Here is an 18,063-nt window from a genome sequence, read left to right on the forward strand (position 1 = left end):
AGCCTGTCAAAACGGGGGCATCAAGCCCCCCAGCCGACAATCCCCTTTACTTCCAGAAAAGCTTCCAGTCCCCATTCGGCGTATTCGCGGCCATTGCCCGATTGCTTGTAGCCGCCAAACGGCGCGCCGGAATCCCAATCCGGATAGTTGATGTAGACGCTGCCGGCACGCATTTGCAGGGCAATGTCGCGGGCACGCGCCCGATCGCTCGATTGCACGTAGGCCGCCAGGCCAAACACGCTGTCGTTGGCCATGCTCACCGCTTGCGCTTCGTCTTCGTAGGCCTGGATGACCAGCACCGGCCCGAAAATTTCCTCGCGGGCAATGGTCATGTCCTGCGTGACCTGAGCGAAAATCGTCGGCTGCACGTAATAGCCCTGCGGCAGATGTTCCGGGCGACCCAGTCCGCCGCACACAAGTTGCGCGCCTTCAGCGATGCCGATGGCAATCATCCGCTGGATGCTGTCGTACTGACGCTGGCTGATCACCGGGCCCAGGGTCGTGGCGGCTGCATCCGGGGCGCCGACGATGTGTTTTTGTGCGGCGCGACGGGCAATGTCCACGGCCTGATCGTGCAACGCGGCGGGCACCAGCATGCGCGTCGGCGCATTGCAGGACTGACCGCTATTACCAAAGCAGCTGTCGACGCCGCTGGTCACTGCCACTTGCAGGTCGACATCGTCGAGCAAAATGTTGGCTGATTTACCGCCCAGTTCCTGATGCACGCGCTTGACCGTCGGCGCGGCCAGGCGCGCGATTTCCGTGCCGGCGCGGGTCGAGCCGGTAAATGAAACCATGTCCACCTGCGGGTGTGCCGACAGTGCCGCGCCGACCGTTGGGCCATCACCGTTGATCAGGTTGAACACGCCCGCCGGCACGCCGGCCTCGTGCATGACCTCGGCAAACAGCAAGGCATTGACCGGGGCGATTTCACTGGGCTTGAGAACCATGGTGCAACCGGCGGCCAGCGCGGGCGCGACCTTGCAGACGATCTGGTTGATCGGCCAGTTCCAGGGCGTAATCAGCGCCACCACGCCCACGGGCTCGTGGGTAATCAGCGTGGTGCCACGGGTTTTCTGGAATTCGAAGGTGTCGAGGGTGCGCAGCAGTTGCTGCAGATGACGCTGACCGATCCCGGCTTGCCAGGCGTGGGACAAGGCTTTCGGCGCGCCGACTTCCTGGACGATGGCCTCGGCGATTTCATCGTAGCGCGCCATGAACACCTCAAGAATCCGTTGCAGCAGTTGCTTGCGCTGCGCAGGTGTGGTGCTTGAGAACCCGGCAAAGGCGCGGCGGGCGGCCATGACCGCAGACTCGACATCATCCGGGTCGCCCATGGCGATTTCGCAGAATGCCTGCTCGGTGGCGGGGTTGATCACGGGCAGGCGTTCAACGCTGTGAGGTTCCACCCAGCGGCCATCGATATAAAACTTCAGCGTGTTTTTCATAACAAAGGAAGGTCTCGTGAGGGGAGGTGTGCAGCGCCGAACATCCGTGGCTGCCTTGCGCAGGTGCTCACCAGAATAGGCGGGGTATTTTGTTCGGGACAATTTACTAATAGTTGTGTCAGGCATAAACTCAGGTCATGTCTAATCTACGTCGCAAGCTCCCCAGTTCCAGCTCGCTATTCGTCTTCGAAGCCGCCGCTCGATGTGGCAGCTTCACCCGGGCGGCGGATGAGCTGTGTGTCAGCCAACCGGCCGTGAGCCGCATGTTGTCACGCCTCGAAGAGCACCTTGGCGTGCAGCTTTTCGAGCGGGTTCGCGGCGGGGCGCGGTTGACTGAAAGCGGCAGCATTCTGTATCGCCGGGTGCAGGAAGGCTTCAGCACCATCGAGTCGGCCATCAGTGAAATCGAAGCCCGGGCGACCGGCATCGAGACCGTCACGCTGTCGGTGTCCACCGCGTTTACCACGCACTGGCTGATGCCGCGCATGAGCCGTTTCAGCCAGCGATTTCCCACCGTCGACATGCGTTATCAGTTGATGTCCGGCAGGATCGGCGGCCCTCTGGTAGATGTCGACCTGGGCATGCGTTACCTGGAAGCAGGCAGCCTGAAAGCCACGGATACACTGGTTATTCCGGAAATCACCCTGCCGGTGTGCAATGCCCAGTACCTGGCCGATGTCGTGCAGAACAAGGGCAGAAATCAGCTGCCGACGCTGATCAGCATGGACAATCAGGACCGTGCCTGGGCCGCCGCTTTCGAAGCGCCGGGCCGCGCCGACAATGCGCTGGTGTTCTCCGATTATGCCGTGGTGGTGCAGGCCGCATTGCTGGGCCAGGGCATGGCGCTGGGGTGGCTGAACGTGGTGTCGAACTCGCTGTGCAAGGGTGAACTGGTGCCGGCGACGGACACGCTGCGGGTCCATTCCCGACGGTGTTGCCTGGTGGTTCCGGCCAATCGTCCGGTACGTCCGATCGTCGAAAGCGTGCGTGACTGGATCATCGAAGAGATGCGCGAGGACATGCTCAGGATTGATGCGCTTTACCCTGATCTGAAGTTACTCGCCACCCTGCAATCCGCCCATTGAGCACAGGTGCGGCACGTCGAGTAGAAAAACAGTAGGTTATGCCTCTGGGGCAGGGCAAAACAGAATATTTCGCGAGAAGGCGGGCAGATAATGGGCCTGTCCAGTCAGTTTCACCTTTACGACTTTTCTTGCGGAGCGCCCTATGTCTTTCAAGCAGTTCAAAGCCCTGACGTTTGACGTTGTCGGTACCCTGATCGATTTCGAAGCCGGAATCCTGGCCCATGTACGCGAAGTCACGGGTGAAGCGGGCAAGGCCCACAGCGACGACGACATCCTCAAGGCCTATCGCGAGGCCCGCGCCTCCACCGATTCAGGCTGGTGGCCGGATGACCTGGAGCGTTGCTACCACGTCATCGCCGCCAAATTGGGGCTGCCGGACAACGACGACTATGCCAAGGGTCTGGCGCAAGCGGTGAAGAACTTCCCGGCGTTCCCTGATTCGGTCGAAGCCCTCAAGCGCCTGCGCAAGCACTTCAAGCTGGTGGCCACCACCAACTCGCAGGTCTGGGCCCTGAACCACATGGCCGAAACCCTCGACCAGCCGTTCGACGTGCGCGTCACCGTCGACGATGTGCGTTTCGAGAAGCCCGACCCGCAGTTCTTTGCCTACACCCGAGGCGTGCTGGCCACCCAGGACATCCTGTTCGAAAACATCCTCCACGTTGCCCAGAGCCAGTACCACGACATTGGCGTGGCCATGCGCCTGGGGTATCAAACCTGCTGGATCGAGCGTCGCTTTGCCCAGAAAGGCACCGGCGGCACGCTGGAATCGGAGCGCACCGAGCCGCATTACCACTTCACCTCGCTGGCGCAACTGGCTGACGCGGTCGAGAAAGAGCTGGGCTGATCCCCTCGGTGCCCGGGTCCTGGCCACGGGCGCCAATCCTTATTGAGTCGGGAGGCTGGCATGACGGTTCAGAGCTTATGGGCGGCCACCGCCCAACCGGCGCCCGCGCTGCAATCGCTGGAAGGCGAGCGGCAGTGCGATGTGGTGATTATCGGTGCCGGTTACACCGGCCTCTCGGCTGCGCATCACATCGCCCGCAGTGGTCGCGAGCCCCTTATCGTCGAGGCCAATACCCTGGCCTGGGGCGCCAGCGGACGTAACGGTGGCGTGGTGTCACCGAAGTTCCGAGTGGGCTTTCCCACGCTCATGTCGCGCTTTGGCCGTGACACGGCGTTGCACATGTACCGCACCGGTTATGCCGCCGTGGACAGCCTGGTCGAGATGATCGAAACCCTCGGCCTGACCGGCGCCGAGCTGCATCTGGGCGGGCATATCGCGGCGGCGCATAACGTCCACGCGCTGGGCGCACTGGAGTCCACCGCGAACTGGATCAAGCGCGAAACCGGCGGCACCTCGTCGCAGATGATCTCGGCCGACCAGGTGCGGGAAATGACCGGCGCGACGCTCTTTGCCGGCGGCCTGCTGACCCCCAAGGCTGGCGGCATTCATCCGTTGAACTACGCGCGCGGCATGGCTCGGCACCTGGTTGACCAGGGCGTGAAAATCTTCATCAACAGCCCGGCCGAACAGGTCCGTCACGAAGGTGACCGGGTCATCGTGCAGACGCCGCAAGGGCGGGTCAGCGCCCGGCAAGTGATCTACGCCACCAACGGTTATTCCGACCAGACCCGAGCCACCGATACGCTGCACCGGCGGTTGATTCCGTTCCGTAGCGCGATCATCGCCACGCAGCCACTGCCACCGCATATCCTCGCGGCGATCATGCCGGGCGGCCAGGTGTGTGGCGACACCAAGCGCATGTTGCGCTGGTTCCGGGTCATCGGCGATCGCCTGATTTTTGGTGGGCGCGGCGCTTTCGGCAAGAACGACTCACAAGGCGCGTTCGACGCTCTGCAGCGCAGCATGGTCGAGGTGTTCCCGATTCTGCGTGACCAGGCCATCGCCTATCGCTGGTCGGGGCTGGTGGCGATGACCCTCGATTACCTTCCCCATGCCGGGCAGCTCGATGAACGCAGCTATTACGCCATCGGCTACAACGGTGGCGGCGTCGCGATGTCGACCTGGATGGGCAGGCAACTGGCAGCCATGACGGCGGGCGACAAGGTCGAGCTCGGCTTGCTGGCGGGCGAGCATTTCAATCCCATTCCGCTGCATGCCTTCCGCGCGCCGGGCGTTCGCCTGGCGGCGGGCTGGCAGCAGTTTCTGGACATCATCGGCCGATGAGCGAGCGTTAAGCCTATGCCAACCCTTTTGCATTACTCCCATCCGCACACGGATCGCCAGTTGCCCTGCGCGCCCTTCGCCCTGCCGGACGACCCGCTGGCGGCGGGGCGTGTGATCAACCTCCATGACCCGGAGCAAGGCTATGCGGCCGGCAGCAGTGCCAGCACCGGCGCCAACCTGCTGATCGAGGCCTTTCCCTGGGTTGAACTGGGCGTGATCGAAGCCGGCGAGCTGCATTTGCAGGGTGAAGGTTTCGATTTGCACCTGAGGGCCGGCGATTGTTTCGTCGTGCCCCAGGGCGTGCGTGTGCGCTGGCAACATAACGGCCCGCTGCGCCGGCTGTTCATGGCGTTTCCGGGGCTTTCAGGCCGTACGGACATGCCCGCAAGCCCGGTCAGGATCGATCTGTCCCAGCCGCTGGCGCCGACGAATCCGCCGGCAGCCAGTGTGCTGTTGACCGCTACGCCGAAAGCCTGGAGCCAGACCCTGTTCAGTGTGGCCAACCTGCGCATCGGGCTGTGGCAATGCGAGGCGTACGCGCGCAAGCAGGTCGAGCCGGACTACAGCGAATTGATGTTTATCCTCGAAGGCGCGGTGACCCTGAAGACCGCGCAGGGCGACAGCTATCATGTACGGCCGGGAGAAACGGTGATCGTGCCCAGGGGCAACACCAATGCGTGGACCAGCGGGGAGACCGTGCGCAAGGTGTTCTGCATCGTGTCGTGACGTCGTGAAGCGGGGTTCGGAAAGCGTCCCGTTCGGTCAATGAAACCTGCCGCCCTGTAGCGGCAGGTTTTGTTTTCAGACCGCCCGAACGAGGCTGCGCAAGGGCACGGTGCTCTTGACCACGGGCGATTTGATCACGATGTAGCTGAAGTACTTCTCGATGCCGATGTTCTTGTCGAGGATCGACTCCATCAGCTCTTGATAGTGCTGGATGCTGCTGCACAGGAAGCGCACCAGATAGTCGTAGCCACCGCTGATCAAATGGCATTCCAGCACTTCGTCGATGTTGCGGATGCTCGACTCGAACTTCACGAAGTCGGCACGCTTGTGGTCCGAGAGGGTCATTTCGGTGAACACGGTGACCGAGTTGGCGAACTTGGCCAGATTGACGTGGGCTTCATAGCCGCTGATGTAGCCGGCGGCCTCCAGGCGTTTGACACGTTGCAGGCACGGGCTGGGCGACAGCCCGACGGCTTCGGCGAGGCTGACATTGGTCATGCGCCCGTCCTTCTGCAATTGCACCAGGATGTTGATGTCGATTCGGTCGAGCTTGGTTGCAGCGTCCATTGATCAGTCCTCGCAATGTCAAATCAGGGCCGTCGTGCTCAGGCGTGCAATGCCTTTTGATGGGCATGGGCCAGGTCAGCGAGGCTGGCGTATTCACAGCGCTTGCCGTCCATTGCCTGAGGCGAATGGTTCCACGGCTGCTCATGGCCGCGACGCAGTGTGCAAACCGGAAAGTCCACCCGCTGGTTCCACGGGTCATCGCTTTCCGTGCTGCGCACCGGTAACAGTTCAGAACGCTCCAGCCCCAGGCGATACAGCTCGCTTTCAAGGCTGTTGTGCCAGTCCTCGTCGCGGGGTTCGACAATCGCATCGAACTCGACCGGCAGACGACGGGCCAGGGCCTGTACATCGATACCCTGGGGTGGGGCGATCAGTATCAAACGGTAGAACTTGCCCAGGTACTGGAGGGCACCGGGAGCATCTTCGAAAATGGGCCACAGGGACGAAGAGCTACTGAATGCCACACTTTCATCCCAGCCCGGAATGATTTGCAATTGTTGCGCCACACGCTGGTAGAGCTGGCCATGAAAAGCCGCTGCGCTGAGCTGCGCCGCGCGGCTGGCCAGCTCCTGTGCCACCTGTCGATAAGCGCTGAGCAACTGCGCGTCGCTGGCCCGGGATTCACTTTGCACTGCCAGCGGTCGCAGACCTTCGAGGATGCCCCGTTCGCGGTCAACCAATGTACCGAACGACAGGCCCAACGCTTTGTAATGGGTGACTCTCATGACGTGCTCCTGAGTAGATCATGCCGGTTCCATCATGCTGCAACCCAAAGGCCCGACACTGCCGGGGCAGGTCGGGCCGGGTGTTACCGTGACGGCGTTCAGCAGGCGGCGGCCAACGCTTTTTCGAGCATCTGCAAGGCTTCTGTCACCTGCGCCGGCGTGGTCACCAGCGGCGCCAGGAAACGCACCACGTTGCGATGCACGCCGCACTTGATCACCAGCAAACCGGCGTGGCGCGCTTCATCGATGACCTTTTGCGCGAGCGCCGCATCGGGACTGCGAGCGGCATCGTCGGCGACCATTTCGATCGCCTGCATGAAGCCCAGGCCGCGCACGTCACCGATTCTCGGATAACGTTTCTGCAGGGCCAGCAACCCGTCATGCAGTTGGGCCGCGAGTGCCTCGCCCTGTGCCAGCAGATCCTGCTCTTCGAACAGGTCCAGCACCGCCAGCGCGGCCGCACATGCGACGGCGTTGCCACCGTAGGTGCCGCCCAGGCCGCCCGGCGTCGGTGCATCCATGATCTCGGCGCGACCGACCACACCAGACAGCGGCATGCCACCGGCCAGGCTCTTGGCGACGGTCACCAGGTCCGGCTGAATATCGGCATGCTGAAAACCGAACATCGTGCCGGTACGGCCAAAACCTGCCTGGATCTCGTCGAGGATCAGCACGATGCCGTGCTCGGTGCAGCGGGCACGCAGGGCCTGCAGAAACTCTTTAGGCGCGGCGAGGAAGCCGCCATCGCCCTGCACCGGCTCGATGATAATCGCGGCGACACGGTCCGGCGCCACGTCGGTGGCGAACAGCTCATCCAGCTGAGCCAGTGCGTCGTCGCTGCTGATACCGCGGTAGGCGTTGGGGTAGACGGCGTGATAGATCTCGGCGGGGAAGGGGCCGAAATTCTGTTTGTAGGGCTGGCTCATGCCCGTCAGGGTCACGCCGAGCAGGGTGCGGCCATGGAAGCCGCCACGAAAGGAAATCACCGCCGTGCGGTTGGTGTAGCCACGCGCGATCTTGACCGCGTTTTCGACCGCTTCGGCGCCGGAGGTGAACAGCACGCTTTTGTAGTGAGCGTTGCCGCCGACCAGCTTGTTCAGGCGTGCGGCCACCTGAATGTAGTTCTCGTAGGCCACCACCTGGAAGCTGGCGTGGGAAATCTCACCGACCTGCCGGCGCACCGCCTCGACCACCTTCGGGTGGTTATGCCCGACGTTGAGCACGCCGATGCCACCGACGAAGTCCAGGTAGCGCTTGCCATCGACATCCCACAGCTCAGTGCCCTGGGCGCGTGCTGCGACAACCGGGTGAGCTGTGGCGATACCGCGCGGTACATGCTGTTCGCGCAGGGCCAGCAGGCGTTGGTTTTCAGTCAGTGCAGAATTCATCTCGATCTCCGTGAACGCCGAGGGTGGCGGGTGATGTCATCAGGATAAGGATTGCCCGGAATCACAAGCGCTGAACTTGCGGCATCGGGCGCCTTGATCGACTGTTTTGCAGGGGTGTGACGAAATATTTCGCTGCGCAGGGCGCCCGGCTTTCTAGGCAAGGTGGCTGCCCGAAACGACACGGCCCGTGGTGCAACGGGCCGAAGTGTCTTGAATCAAACCCCGGCGCGTGGCACGACGATGGTGTCTTCCGGGTGCAGGCGCATCATCATGGGCGCGCCGATCGGTGGCAGGCTGAGGTTGCCTTCGTGGTGGCTGGGTTGGCGCAGGCTGACCGTTGGCCCGCCCTCGAGGTCGACGAACACCTTCAGGCTTTCACCCTGGAACACAATGTCGGCGACGCGCCCCCGCAGACGGTTCCACTCCGGTCCCGAGCTGTCGTTGTCCAGCAACAGTTTTTCCGATTGCAGGGCCAGGAACACATCCCCCGAGGCGGGCACCGGGCGGGTGGTGCGCAGGGGTGTGGCGCCCAGGGTCAGGCCGTTGTCCGGACTGCGTTGCAGCGGCACCAGGGTGCTTTCGCCGATGAAGCTGGCGACGAAATCGTCGGCCGGGTGATCGTGCAGGCGGCGCGGTGTATCGACCTGCACCAGCTGGCCGCCGCGCATGATTGCGATACGGTCACTCATGGTCAGGGCTTCGCGCTGATCGTGGGTCACGTAGATCATGGTGGCGCCCAAGCGTTTGTGCAGGGCGCGCAGCTCGATCTGCATGATTTCGCGCAGTTGCTTGTCCAGGGCCGACAGCGGCTCGTCCATCAGAATCAACTTGGGTTCGAAGACAATGGCGCGGGCCAGGGCCACGCGCTGGCGCTGCCCGCCAGACAGGGCCGCGATGTTGCGGTCTTCATAGCCGGACAGCTCCACGGTCGCCAGGGCGTTCTTGACCCGGTCACGGCTTTTGCTGGCGCTTTCGCCACGGGCGCGCAGCGGGAAGGCCACGTTTTCGCCAACGGTCATGTGCGGGAACAGCGCGTAGTTCTGAAACACTACGCCGATTTCGCGCTTGTGCGGCGGCATCAGGGTGACGTCGCGCTCGCCAAATAAAATGCTGCCGGAGCTGACCCGGATGAAACCACCCAGAATGCTCAGCAAGGTGGTTTTGCCCGAGCCGGACGGGCCCAGCAAGGACATGAACTCCCCGGCTTCGACCTTGAGGTCCACGTTGTTCAACGCCTTGAGGTTGCCGTAGTGCTTGCACACCTTGTTGACGCTGACCGATTCAAAACCTTCAGTGAAATTCATGAAGCGTCGTCCTCTGTAGAACCAGGGATTGCCCAATAAGCCTGTGGGTTATCTGATCACAGGCGCAGGCCTGATTCGTGCCGTTTTGCAGGGCCGGACCAACAGGATCTGCTGTCCGGCACCCGTGGGTGCGACAGGCTGCGATCAGCCCAGGCCGCCGATGTGCCAGGCTTTGATCTCGAGAAACTCATCCAGGCCATACTTGGAGCCTTCGCGGCCGGTGCCCGATTGCTTCATGCCGCCGAAGGGCGCCACTTCCATGGAAATGATCCCGGTGTTGAGCCCGACCATGCCGAATTCCAGGCGCTCACCCACGCGCCAGGCACGGCGCATGTCCTGGGTGAAGTAATACGCGCCCAGGCCGTACGGCGTGGCATTGGCCAGCGCCAGGGCCTCGGCCTCATCCTTGAAGCGGAACAGCGGCGCCACCGGGCCGAAGGTTTCTTCCGTGGCCAGCAGCATGTCGGCGCTGGCATCGCGCAGCACGGTCGGCTGCACATACAGGCCCTCGCCTTGAGGCGCACCACCGATGGCGATGCTTGCGCCTTTCGCCAGGGCGTCGTTGATGTGCCGTGCAACCTTGTCCACGGCTGCGGCGTTGATCAGTGGCCCGATGCTGACGCCGCTTTGCAGGCCGTCGCCGACTTTCAATTCTGCAACGGCCGCGCTCAGGCGCTCGGCAAAACGCTCGTAAATGCCGTCCTGCACCAGGATGCGGTTGGCACAGACGCAGGTCTGGCCGGCATTACGGAATTTGCTTTGCATGACGCCGGCAATGGCCAGGTCGAGATCGGCATCGTCGAAAACAATGAACGGCGCATTGCCGCCCAGTTCCAGGCTCAGGCGCTTGAGGGTGGCCGCGCATTGGCTCATCAGCATCTGACCGACGCGGGTGGAACCGGTAAACGACAGCTTGCGCACATCGGGGTTGGCGGTCATCTCGCCGCCCACGCCGGCAGGCAGGCCGGTCAGGACGTTGAACGCGCCGGCCGGAATGCCCGCGCGCTCAGCCAGCACCGCCAGCGCCAGGGCTGACAGCGGCGTCATCTCCGATGGCTTGACCAGCACCGTGCAGCCGGCCGCCAGAGCGGGTGCGCACTTGCGCGTGATCATCGCGTTGGGGAAATTCCAGGGCGTGATCGCCGCGACCACGCCGATGGGTTGCTTGAGCACCAGAATGCGCCGGTCCGCCGCCGGCGAAGGGATGGTGTCGCCATAGATGCGCCGGGCTTCCTCGGCGAACCACTTGATGAAACTGGCGCCGTAGGCAATTTCGCCGCGCGACTCGGTCAGCGGTTTACCTTGCTCGCAGGTCATGATCAGCGCCAGGTCTTCCTGATTTTCCATGATCAGGCCGAACCAGGCTTCGAGATAGCGCGCGCGGTCGGCGGCGGGCACTTCGCGCCAGCTGGTAAAGCGCACTTGCGCGGCCTCGATCGCACGGCGGGTTTCGGCGGCCTGCAGCGCCGGGACCCTGGCAATCACGCTGCCATCAGCGGGGTTGGTCACCTCGATCGTCGCGCCGTCATCGGCCTCGATCCAGGCGCCGTTGACATAGGCGCGTTCGACAAGCAGGGAAGGGTCACGCAGTTGGCTTTTCAACATGATCAGGGCCTTGAGGGGACGAACGATGGGCCCATTGTAAAAAGCCCCGTCCAGTGGCCGATGCCGAGATAGGCCTGCGCACGGGTGATAGATGCTGAAATGAGGCGCAGGACGGCAGGCTGTGCTGGGCTGAAAACGGCTGTGTGACGGGTTACGGTAATCCCATGAACGCCTTTGCCCGCATGCGCGGGCAAAGGTGTTACGGCGCGAAGGGTTTACTGCTTGTTGCGTCCGGCGATCACCACCAGGATCAGCGAGGCCAGGATCAGGATCGAGCTGATGGCGGCAATGGTCGGGTCGATCTCGTCACGCAGCGCCGTGAACATGCGCTTGGTCAGGGTCTGGTTGTCGCCACCGGAGATGAACAGGGCCACCACGGTTTCATCCAGCGAGGTGATAAAGGCGAACAACGTGGCCGACACCACGCTCGGCTTGATCTGCGGCAGGGTCACGGCCATGAACGCCCGGAAGCGATTCATGCCCAGGCTGCGCGCGACCATCTCCTGCGACATGTCGAAATTACGCAAGCCGGCCAGCAGCGCAATGATCACGTAGGGCAGCGCCAGCATGATATGCGCCAGCACCAGCCCGGTCAGGGTGCTGATCAGGCCGACCCGGGCATACACGAAGAACACACCGGCGGCGATCAGGATGATCGGTACCATCATCGGCAACAGCAGAATAATCTGCAGCGTGCGCACCACCTTCAAGCTTGAGTTGTTGATGGCGTAGGCGGCCGCCATGCCGATCGGCAAGCTGATCGCCATGGTGAAAAAGGCCGTGATCAGGCTGACCCGTGCCGCCGACATCCACTCTGCGCTGTTGAAGAACGCTTCGTACCAATGCAACGACCATTGCTTGGGCGGAAACTGCAGAAAACGGGCTTCGGAAAACGACATCGGCACCACGATCAACACCGGGATGATCAGGTACAGCAGGATCACCGCGACCACGACCGTGAACAGCACGTGGGACAGGCGAAAGTGACGCAGCTTGGCAAGCAGGTTCATTTAGCGAGCCCCCAGAATACGTTCGATGGGAATGAAGCGGTTGATGCCCCAGAAAATCAGGAACACCACGAACAGCAGCACCAGGCCGACCGCGCTGGCCGCGCCCCAGGCGTGATAAAGCTCGACGTTGCGTTGCACCAGCATCGACACCAGGATCGTGCGACCGCCACCGAGCAGCTCAGGGGTGATGAAGAAGCCCAGGCAGATGACGAAGACCAGGATCGAACCGGCCATGATTCCCGGCGCCGCCATGGGCAGGAACACGCGGCGGAAGGTATAGAAGGGTTTCGCGCCCAGGCTTTCCGAGGCTTGCATGAGGTCCTGGGGAATCTTTTTCATCACCGAATACAACGGCAGGACCATGAAGGGCAGCATCACGTGCAGCGTGCCGATCACGGTGCCGGTGGTGTTGTGCATCAGCGTCAGGGGTTGGTCGATGATGCCCAGGTCCATCAGCGTCTGATTGACCAGACCACGGCGCTGCAACAGCACCAGCCAGGCATAGGCGCGCACCAGCACGCTGGTCCAGAACGGCAGGATCACGCAGATCAGAATCAGGTTGGCCCAGAAACCGTGCAGGCGCGAAGCGGCGTAGGCGATGGGGAAGCCCATCACGATGGACAGGACGGTCACCATGAAGCTGATCTTGAAGGTCAGGGCGAAGGTGTCCCAGTAGATGGTTTCCTGGAAAATCCGCAGGTAGTTGGCCAGCGAAAAACCTTCCTCGGTCTGCACCGACTGCAAGGCCAGCCAGCACAGCGGCATGATCAACAGCACCACCACCATCACCAGCGCGGGCGTGAGCAGCAACAGCATCGAGGTGTGTTCCTTGCGCTCTTCACGGGCCAGCGCGTGTTCGCTGGTCAACGGCGGCGGCTGGTCGCTGGAGTCGGGTACGGATTTGGCCAGATAGGCGTTTGACATGTGTAAAGAACTCCCAAGGGTGGGCAGGTACTTAAGGCAAGCGCGAGTGATCGGCACAGGTCACTCTGCGGGACCCTCAGGCCTAATGTACCGGGATGCCAACGAACGAAGCGGGTGGAATTGGCCGGTGCCGAAGTGCTTTATGTCGAAATCGGGGAGGCAGACGGCATGTCCTGCGCCGGGGCGTCTGGCCCGCGGCGCAACGATAGGCGGCCGTTACTTTTTCTGGACGAAGGCCAGCCAGCGCTCTTCGGCCTTGACGCCGTCTTGCGATGCCCACCATTGCGCCGAGAGCAGGGCCTGGCGAGAGAGATTCTCGGGAGAGGACGGCAATTTTGCCTCGCGCTCGGCCGGGATCACGCCGGTCTTGAAGGCTTCGGGGTTCAGCGGGCCGTAGTCGATGATCATCGGCAGCGCCGCCTGAAGCCTGGCATCGATCGCTTCGTTGACGAACTTCATCGCCGCCACCTTGTGCGGGGAACCCTTGAGTACGCACAGCGAGTTGGTTTCCAGAATGCCCTGGTTGTAATCGAAGGCCACGGGTGCGCCGGCGGCCTGCACGGCGGTGATACGGCCGTTCCATGCCTGGATCATGTCGACTTCGCCGTCACTGATCAGCTGCGCCGACTGCCCGCCGGATGTCCACCAGGTGGCAATGTCGGGTTTGATCTGTTCAAGCTTCTTGAACGCACGGTCCACGTCCAGCGGGTAGAGCTTGTCCATCGGCACGCCGTCCGCCAGCAGGGCGATTTCCAGGGTCGGGCGCGGCAGGTTGCGCAGCGAGCGCTGGCCCGGATACTTCCTGGTGTCCCAGAAGTCGGCCCAGGTCTTGGGAGCGTTATCGCCCTTGAAGGCGTCCGTGCGGTAGGCCATGACCGTGGAATAACTGATGTAGCCGACGCTGTAGGCGTCCTTGAGGCTGTCGGGTATCTGCGCGGCGTTGGGGATCAGCGACAGGTCGAGCGTCTCGAACAGGCCTTCGGCCTGGCCGCGAATGCAATCGCCGGTGGGCAGGTCGACCACGTCCCAGGTGACCTTGCCACTCTCGACCTGGGTCTTGATGATCGGGTAGGCCTTCGGTGAACTGTCCTGCTTGAGCGTCAAACCGAGCTTTTTGGCAGCCGGCTCAAGAATCGCCTTGCTCTGTGCCTCCTGATAGGCACCGCCCTGGGAAACGAAGGTGATGTCCTCGGCCATGGCCTGGGCAGCGCCACCGATGAACAGGGCCAGGCTCGCGAGTTTGAAAGCTGTGGTGCGCAATGTGCTCATGGAAAGACTCCGAATGGTTGGCAGTTTTCTGAGGCGAGCTGTAGGTTTTGTTGTCGGTCGCTCTGCGGGACCATGGAGATCTAATGTACCGGCTTGCCCATGAACGAAGCGGCCACAAATGCGCGGATGAAAAGCGCTTTATTGCGAAAATGGCAACGGCCACGGTATTTCGTGCGTTGGCGGCGGGGAGGGCGTCAGGCGCGTCCGTACGCTATGCAATAGCCTCGAACCGCCGCCGTACCATTCGGCTCAATTGCTCTCCTACCTGCTCAATCCCCTTGTTCTGCGCCACCACCTGAGCGCCTTCCAGAAACAGGGTCAGTTCTTGCGCCACCTGCTCCGGTTCGCTGACACCTGACTGGACGCACAGCGCCGTCAGCCGCGCGAACTGGCGCTGCTTGTGCGCCTGAATCAGTGCCCGCGCCGGGTGATCGGCCTCCGGCAGTTCGGCCAGGGTGTTGGTGAACGGACACCCGCGATAGCCCGCACGCTGCAGGTCCCGAACGATGAAATCGGTAAAGCCCAGCAGTTGCTGACGCGGCGAGTCGGGGTGCTCGGCAGCCAGTTTATCCAGCACGTCGCTGTAGCTTTCGGTCAGCCGTTCAAGCCATTCCAGGATCAGCGAGTCCTTGTTTTCGAAATGCCGGTACACGGTCATTTTGGTCGACGCCGCCAGCGCGGCAATGGCGTCGACGCTGACGCGGGTGATGCCTTGTTCGGTGAACAAGGCTTGCGCTGCATCGACGATGCGCTCGCGAGGGGGCAACTGGGGTGTTCGGTCAGGACGCATGGCAACGCTCCGCTTGACAGCGATACTGGTTAGTATTGCATGATACTGATAAGTATCGCGCGATACCGAATAGTATCCATCATACCGATCAGGAGAGTTTCATGCACTCGTACGAATACGCCGCACACGATGCCACCGGGCTGGCGCAGTTGATCCAGGACCAGCAGGTCACTGCCCAAGAGGTGCGTACTACGGCCTTGCAGGTGATTGAAGCGCTCGATCCACAGCTCAATGCACTGGTCGAAATCTGGGCCGATGAGCCCGCTGCGGGGCCTGGCGTTTTGCAGGGCGTGCCGTTGTTGGTCAAGGATCTGGGCATTACGGCCGCAGGACGTCGCAACGAACTGGGCAGTGCGCTGGCGCTGGGTTGCACGGCGCCGGCCGATTCTGAACTGATGAGCCGCCTGCGCCTGGCCGGCTTGTTGCCGCTGGGCCGAACCACCACGCCGGAGTTTGCCGCCAGCACCACCACTGAAAGCCGTTTATGCGGACCGACCCGCAACCCGTGGGACGTCGAGCGCAGCGCCGGCGGTTCCAGTGGGGGCTCGGCAGCGGCGGTGGCTGCCGGCATGGTGCCTGTCGCGCATGCCACCGATGGCGGCGGCTCGATTCGGGTGCCGGCTTCGGTTTGTGGACTGTTCGGTCTTAAACCCAGTCGCGGGCGGCTGCCGATGGGGCCGGAGGTCGATGAGGTCTGGAGCGGCCTGGCAGTGCATGGCGTGTTGACGCGCTCGGTGCGTGACAGTGCGCGGCTGCTGGATGCCTTGCACGGCGCCGCGTGCGGTGATCCGTTTCAGATTGCGGCGCCTGCAACGGCTTTTTTGCAGCAGGCTCAACGCGAGCCGGGACCGTTACGGATCGCTGTGCAGCGGCGGCCGCTCAATGCCCAGCCGCTGCACCCGGCGGTGGAGGCGGCGCTTAACCAGACCGTTGGCCATCTTCAGGCTCTGGGGCATCGGGTCGAGGAGGTACAGCCGGAGATCGGCATCAGTTGGGAAGCTTTTGTCGAATTGAACACGCGCTTCTGGTCGTCCAATACCGCTGCCTGGATCGACGCCATTGCCGCCGCCACCGGGCGCACGGTGGATGCCGAACACCTGGAGCCGGCGACGCTGGCGCTGTATCGGTCCGGCAAAATCCTGCGCGCCACCGAACTGTTGGGCGCGTTGTACGAGCGCAATATCGTTGCCCGGCACATGGGCCGTTTGTTCGAGCAACACGACCTGCTGCTGTCGCCGACTTTGCCCGGCCTGGCACCGCTGATTGGCACCTACAACGCAGGCCAGGAGCATCTGGACGCACGCGGCTGGATGCACAGGGTGTTCGATCAGTCGCCATTCACCGCGCTGGCCAACGTGATCGGCTCGCCAGCGATGTCCGTGCCGCTGGCGCATGATCCGCAAAGCGGGTTGCCGATCGGCTTGCAGTTCATGGCCGGCTTCGGTGCCGAAGGCCTGCTGTTGAGCCTGGCCGGGCAACTGGAGCGTGCGCTGCCATGGAGCAATCGCCGCCCGGCGGTGTGGGCCGGTCATCGCTGATCTGGCCATTAACCCTTTACTTGCGCCGCACCCGCGGCGCTATGCCGGTCAGCGATTCGCGGGCGCAGGCCCATGCGTGGTGCAGCGCGCTGCGCAAGGCCACGGCATCGAGGGTCATGATGCGTACGCTCACCCCGCAATCGTTAGGCAGCGCGCTGACACCAAGGTAGCTGTCAGGCAGGCTGGACAACGCTTCACGCAGGCTGCGTTTCAATGCCTCGACCGGAAGTTCATGGCCCACCAGCATGAAGGTCGCCAGTGCTTGCATGTGTTCGCTGACGCCGGGCAACTGGCGGCCCATGTCCTGACCGCTCAAGGCCAGGCGGTCGCCGGCCAGCAACCGGCCGCACGGGCTGCGCACGGCCAGATCGGCGCGATAGTGGTCGAACACGCCCGCGCTTCCTTGAGGTGCATGCAGGCACATGGCATCGCAGAGCATCACCCTGGCTTCACGATGCAGGGTCACGTTGACCTGGCTGTGCAGCCTGGCCTGCGGAAACAGAATCATCGCCATCGGCAGGTATTCCAGCAACGCCCCGCGCTCGGCGACCAGGTTGACGACTTGCCGCGCCGGTTGTTCCAGCATGCTGTGCGCCACCGTTGCAGCGCCGGTGCTGACGTGGGCCAGCGTTCCAGGCTCGGCCTGCAACTGCACTTGCAGGTTTTCGCCGGCAAAGATTCCTCCGGAGCACGATTGCAGGTACACCGCCGCCATGCCGGGCGGGTCATCCGGCAGTGTCAGCGTGCGCCCCAGGTGAAACGGATAACCCACGTGCTGCCCGCTGATGTAAGTGGTGCCGGCCGGGCTCTGGCTGAAGGTAATGTTCATGGGCAATCAAACAGCACGGCGCGGCTGATGGCTTCGACGACCGCGTCGACGCCTTCGCCGGTGGCGCAGTTGGTGAACAGCACCGGCTTGCCATTGCGCGCCTCGTCGGACTCGCGGCGCATGCGCGGCAGATCGACCCCGACATAGGGCGCCAGGTCATATTTGTTGACCACCAACAGGTCGCAACTCAACACGCCGGGCCCGCGTTTGCGCGGGATATCGTCGCCGCCGGCCACGTCGATGACGAAGATCCAGTAGTCCACCAGGTCGAGGGAAAAGGTCGAGGCCAGGTTGTCGCCGCCGGACTCGATCAGCACCAGGTCGAGGTTTTCAAACTGCGCTTCCAGTTCGTCGGCCATTTGCAGGTTCAGCGTCGGGTCTTCGCGGATCGCGGTGTGCGGGCAGGCGCCGGTTTCCACGGCACGCACCCGCAGCGGATCGATCAGGCCGCTGCGCCGCACCCGTTCGGCGTCTTCCCGGGTCGCCAGGTCGTTGGTAATCACCGCCAGTTGCGTGCCACGGGCGATAAAGCGCGGAATCAATTGCTCCAGCAAGCGGGTCTTGCCCGAGCCGACCGGGCCGCCGATGCCAACGCGCGCGGCGCCGGGATGCGGTTGTGGGGATGCTGCTTGTGAGGCCAGAGGCAGTGCATTCATCATCAAGG

General features: G+C 62.9%; 17 protein-coding genes. 5 read left to right on the top strand and 12 right to left on the bottom strand.

All coding sequences use genetic code 11. The features are described from left to right. Nucleotides 1-20: 20 nt before the first annotated feature. On the bottom strand, nucleotides 21-1,448 hold the full coding sequence (locus ACYAS9_RS12990; RefSeq protein WP_463568700.1) for an aldehyde dehydrogenase family protein: 1,428 nt from the start codon (nucleotides 1,446-1,448) through the stop codon (nucleotides 21-23). 137 nt (nucleotides 1,449-1,585) lie between these two features. On the opposite strand from ACYAS9_RS12990, the gene ACYAS9_RS12995 reads away from it, so the two are divergent. From ACYAS9_RS12995 to ACYAS9_RS13010, 4 genes are all read left to right on the top strand, one after another. Further along, a complete protein-coding gene (locus ACYAS9_RS12995) occupies nucleotides 1,586-2,533 on the top strand; it encodes a LysR family transcriptional regulator (RefSeq protein ID WP_463568701.1) in 948 nt (315 codons plus the stop codon). A 142-nt stretch (nucleotides 2,534-2,675) separates the two neighbouring features. Further along, complete coding sequence (locus tag ACYAS9_RS13000) at nucleotides 2,676-3,380, top strand: HAD-IA family hydrolase (protein WP_463568702.1); 705 nt, start codon at nucleotides 2,676-2,678, stop codon at nucleotides 3,378-3,380. Nucleotides 3,381-3,440: 60 nt separating this feature from the next. Then, on the top strand, nucleotides 3,441-4,724 hold the full coding sequence (locus tag ACYAS9_RS13005) for an NAD(P)/FAD-dependent oxidoreductase (protein ID WP_463568703.1): 1,284 nt from the start codon (nucleotides 3,441-3,443) through the stop codon (nucleotides 4,722-4,724). Between the two features lie 15 nt (nucleotides 4,725-4,739). Next, the gene (locus ACYAS9_RS13010) at nucleotides 4,740-5,450 is read left to right on the top strand and encodes a cupin domain-containing protein (protein WP_463568704.1); all 711 of its coding nucleotides are present in this window, start codon (nucleotides 4,740-4,742) and stop codon (nucleotides 5,448-5,450) included. 75 nt (nucleotides 5,451-5,525) lie between these two features. Here ACYAS9_RS13010 and ACYAS9_RS13015 read toward each other — a convergent pair whose 3' ends face one another. The 9 genes from ACYAS9_RS13015 to ACYAS9_RS13055 form a co-directional block, all read right to left on the bottom strand. Continuing rightward, nucleotides 5,526-6,017: an Lrp/AsnC family transcriptional regulator gene (locus ACYAS9_RS13015; RefSeq protein ID WP_081567735.1), complete on the bottom strand. Its 492-nt coding sequence runs from the start codon at nucleotides 6,015-6,017 to the stop codon at nucleotides 5,526-5,528. Between the two features lie 38 nt (nucleotides 6,018-6,055). Continuing rightward, nucleotides 6,056-6,742: an HAD family hydrolase gene (locus tag ACYAS9_RS13020; protein WP_463568705.1), complete on the bottom strand. Its 687-nt coding sequence runs from the start codon at nucleotides 6,740-6,742 to the stop codon at nucleotides 6,056-6,058. 98 nt (nucleotides 6,743-6,840) lie between these two features. Further along, complete coding sequence (gene gabT / locus ACYAS9_RS13025; RefSeq protein WP_463568706.1) at nucleotides 6,841-8,130, bottom strand: 4-aminobutyrate--2-oxoglutarate transaminase; 1,290 nt, start codon at nucleotides 8,128-8,130, stop codon at nucleotides 6,841-6,843. 215 nt (nucleotides 8,131-8,345) lie between these two features. Beyond that, on the bottom strand, nucleotides 8,346-9,434 hold the full coding sequence (locus ACYAS9_RS13030) for an ABC transporter ATP-binding protein (RefSeq protein ID WP_463568707.1): 1,089 nt from the start codon (nucleotides 9,432-9,434) through the stop codon (nucleotides 8,346-8,348). A gap of 144 nt (nucleotides 9,435-9,578) precedes the next feature. Continuing rightward, nucleotides 9,579-11,039: an NAD-dependent succinate-semialdehyde dehydrogenase gene (locus tag ACYAS9_RS13035; protein WP_463568708.1), complete on the bottom strand. Its 1,461-nt coding sequence runs from the start codon at nucleotides 11,037-11,039 to the stop codon at nucleotides 9,579-9,581. A gap of 215 nt (nucleotides 11,040-11,254) precedes the next feature. Beyond that, nucleotides 11,255-12,049, bottom strand: coding sequence for an ABC transporter permease (locus tag ACYAS9_RS13040; RefSeq protein WP_463568709.1), 795 nt, complete (start codon nucleotides 12,047-12,049; stop codon nucleotides 11,255-11,257). Beyond that, nucleotides 12,050-12,973, bottom strand: coding sequence for an ABC transporter permease (locus ACYAS9_RS13045; protein WP_463568710.1), 924 nt, complete (start codon nucleotides 12,971-12,973; stop codon nucleotides 12,050-12,052). A 216-nt stretch (nucleotides 12,974-13,189) separates the two neighbouring features. After that, entirely contained in the window at nucleotides 13,190-14,242 is a 1,053-nt protein-coding gene (locus ACYAS9_RS13050) for an ABC transporter substrate-binding protein (protein ID WP_463568711.1), read from the bottom strand. Nucleotides 14,243-14,453: 211 nt separating this feature from the next. Continuing rightward, entirely contained in the window at nucleotides 14,454-15,032 is a 579-nt protein-coding gene (locus tag ACYAS9_RS13055) for a TetR/AcrR family transcriptional regulator (protein ID WP_463568712.1), read from the bottom strand. A 101-nt stretch (nucleotides 15,033-15,133) separates the two neighbouring features. Here ACYAS9_RS13055 and ACYAS9_RS13060 point away from each other — a divergent pair, with 101 nt between their 5' ends. After that, complete coding sequence (locus ACYAS9_RS13060) at nucleotides 15,134-16,570, top strand: amidase (protein WP_463568713.1); 1,437 nt, start codon at nucleotides 15,134-15,136, stop codon at nucleotides 16,568-16,570. 16 nt (nucleotides 16,571-16,586) lie between these two features. Here the strand turns inward: ACYAS9_RS13060 and ACYAS9_RS13065 are convergent, their stop codons facing one another. Continuing rightward, nucleotides 16,587-17,399, bottom strand: coding sequence for an urease accessory protein UreD (locus ACYAS9_RS13065; protein WP_463568714.1), 813 nt, complete (start codon nucleotides 17,397-17,399; stop codon nucleotides 16,587-16,589). After that, the gene (ureG, locus tag ACYAS9_RS13070) at nucleotides 17,396-18,055 is read right to left on the bottom strand and encodes an urease accessory protein UreG (protein ID WP_463568715.1); all 660 of its coding nucleotides are present in this window, start codon (nucleotides 18,053-18,055) and stop codon (nucleotides 17,396-17,398) included. Before ureG ends, ACYAS9_RS13065 begins: the two co-directional genes overlap by 4 nt. Nucleotides 18,056-18,063 lie beyond the last annotated feature (8 nt).

Source organism: Pseudomonas sp. HP_08 (assembly GCF_055284095.1).

Excerpts from the sequence above, each read along its gene's own strand:
- ACYAS9_RS13065 (WP_463568714.1), bottom strand. The coding sequence starts at position 17,399 with ATGAACATTACCTTCAGCCAGAGCCCGGCCGGCACCACTTACATCAGC.
- ACYAS9_RS13045 (WP_463568710.1), bottom strand. The coding sequence starts at position 12,973 with ATGTCAAACGCCTATCTGGCCAAATCCGTACCCGACTCCAGCGACCAG.
- ACYAS9_RS13010 (WP_463568704.1), top strand. The coding sequence starts at position 4,740 with ATGCCAACCCTTTTGCATTACTCCCATCCGCACACGGATCGCCAGTTG.
- ACYAS9_RS13040 (WP_463568709.1), bottom strand. The coding sequence starts at position 12,049 with ATGAACCTGCTTGCCAAGCTGCGTCACTTTCGCCTGTCCCACGTGCTG.
- ACYAS9_RS13015 (WP_081567735.1), bottom strand. The coding sequence starts at position 6,017 with ATGGACGCTGCAACCAAGCTCGACCGAATCGACATCAACATCCTGGTG.
- ACYAS9_RS13005 (WP_463568703.1), top strand. The coding sequence starts at position 3,441 with ATGACGGTTCAGAGCTTATGGGCGGCCACCGCCCAACCGGCGCCCGCG.
- ACYAS9_RS12990 (WP_463568700.1), bottom strand. The coding sequence starts at position 1,448 with ATGAAAAACACGCTGAAGTTTTATATCGATGGCCGCTGGGTGGAACCT.
- ACYAS9_RS13055 (WP_463568712.1), bottom strand. The coding sequence starts at position 15,032 with ATGCGTCCTGACCGAACACCCCAGTTGCCCCCTCGCGAGCGCATCGTC.
- ACYAS9_RS13050 (WP_463568711.1), bottom strand. The coding sequence starts at position 14,242 with ATGAGCACATTGCGCACCACAGCTTTCAAACTCGCGAGCCTGGCCCTG.
- ACYAS9_RS13000 (WP_463568702.1), top strand. The coding sequence starts at position 2,676 with ATGTCTTTCAAGCAGTTCAAAGCCCTGACGTTTGACGTTGTCGGTACC.
- ACYAS9_RS12995 (WP_463568701.1), top strand. The coding sequence starts at position 1,586 with ATGTCTAATCTACGTCGCAAGCTCCCCAGTTCCAGCTCGCTATTCGTC.
- ACYAS9_RS13020 (WP_463568705.1), bottom strand. The coding sequence starts at position 6,742 with ATGAGAGTCACCCATTACAAAGCGTTGGGCCTGTCGTTCGGTACATTG.
- ACYAS9_RS13030 (WP_463568707.1), bottom strand. The coding sequence starts at position 9,434 with ATGAATTTCACTGAAGGTTTTGAATCGGTCAGCGTCAACAAGGTGTGC.
- ureG (WP_463568715.1), bottom strand. The coding sequence starts at position 18,055 with ATGAATGCACTGCCTCTGGCCTCACAAGCAGCATCCCCACAACCGCAT.
- ACYAS9_RS13035 (WP_463568708.1), bottom strand. The coding sequence starts at position 11,039 with ATGTTGAAAAGCCAACTGCGTGACCCTTCCCTGCTTGTCGAACGCGCC.
- gabT (WP_463568706.1), bottom strand. The coding sequence starts at position 8,130 with ATGAATTCTGCACTGACTGAAAACCAACGCCTGCTGGCCCTGCGCGAA.
- ACYAS9_RS13060 (WP_463568713.1), top strand. The coding sequence starts at position 15,134 with ATGCACTCGTACGAATACGCCGCACACGATGCCACCGGGCTGGCGCAG.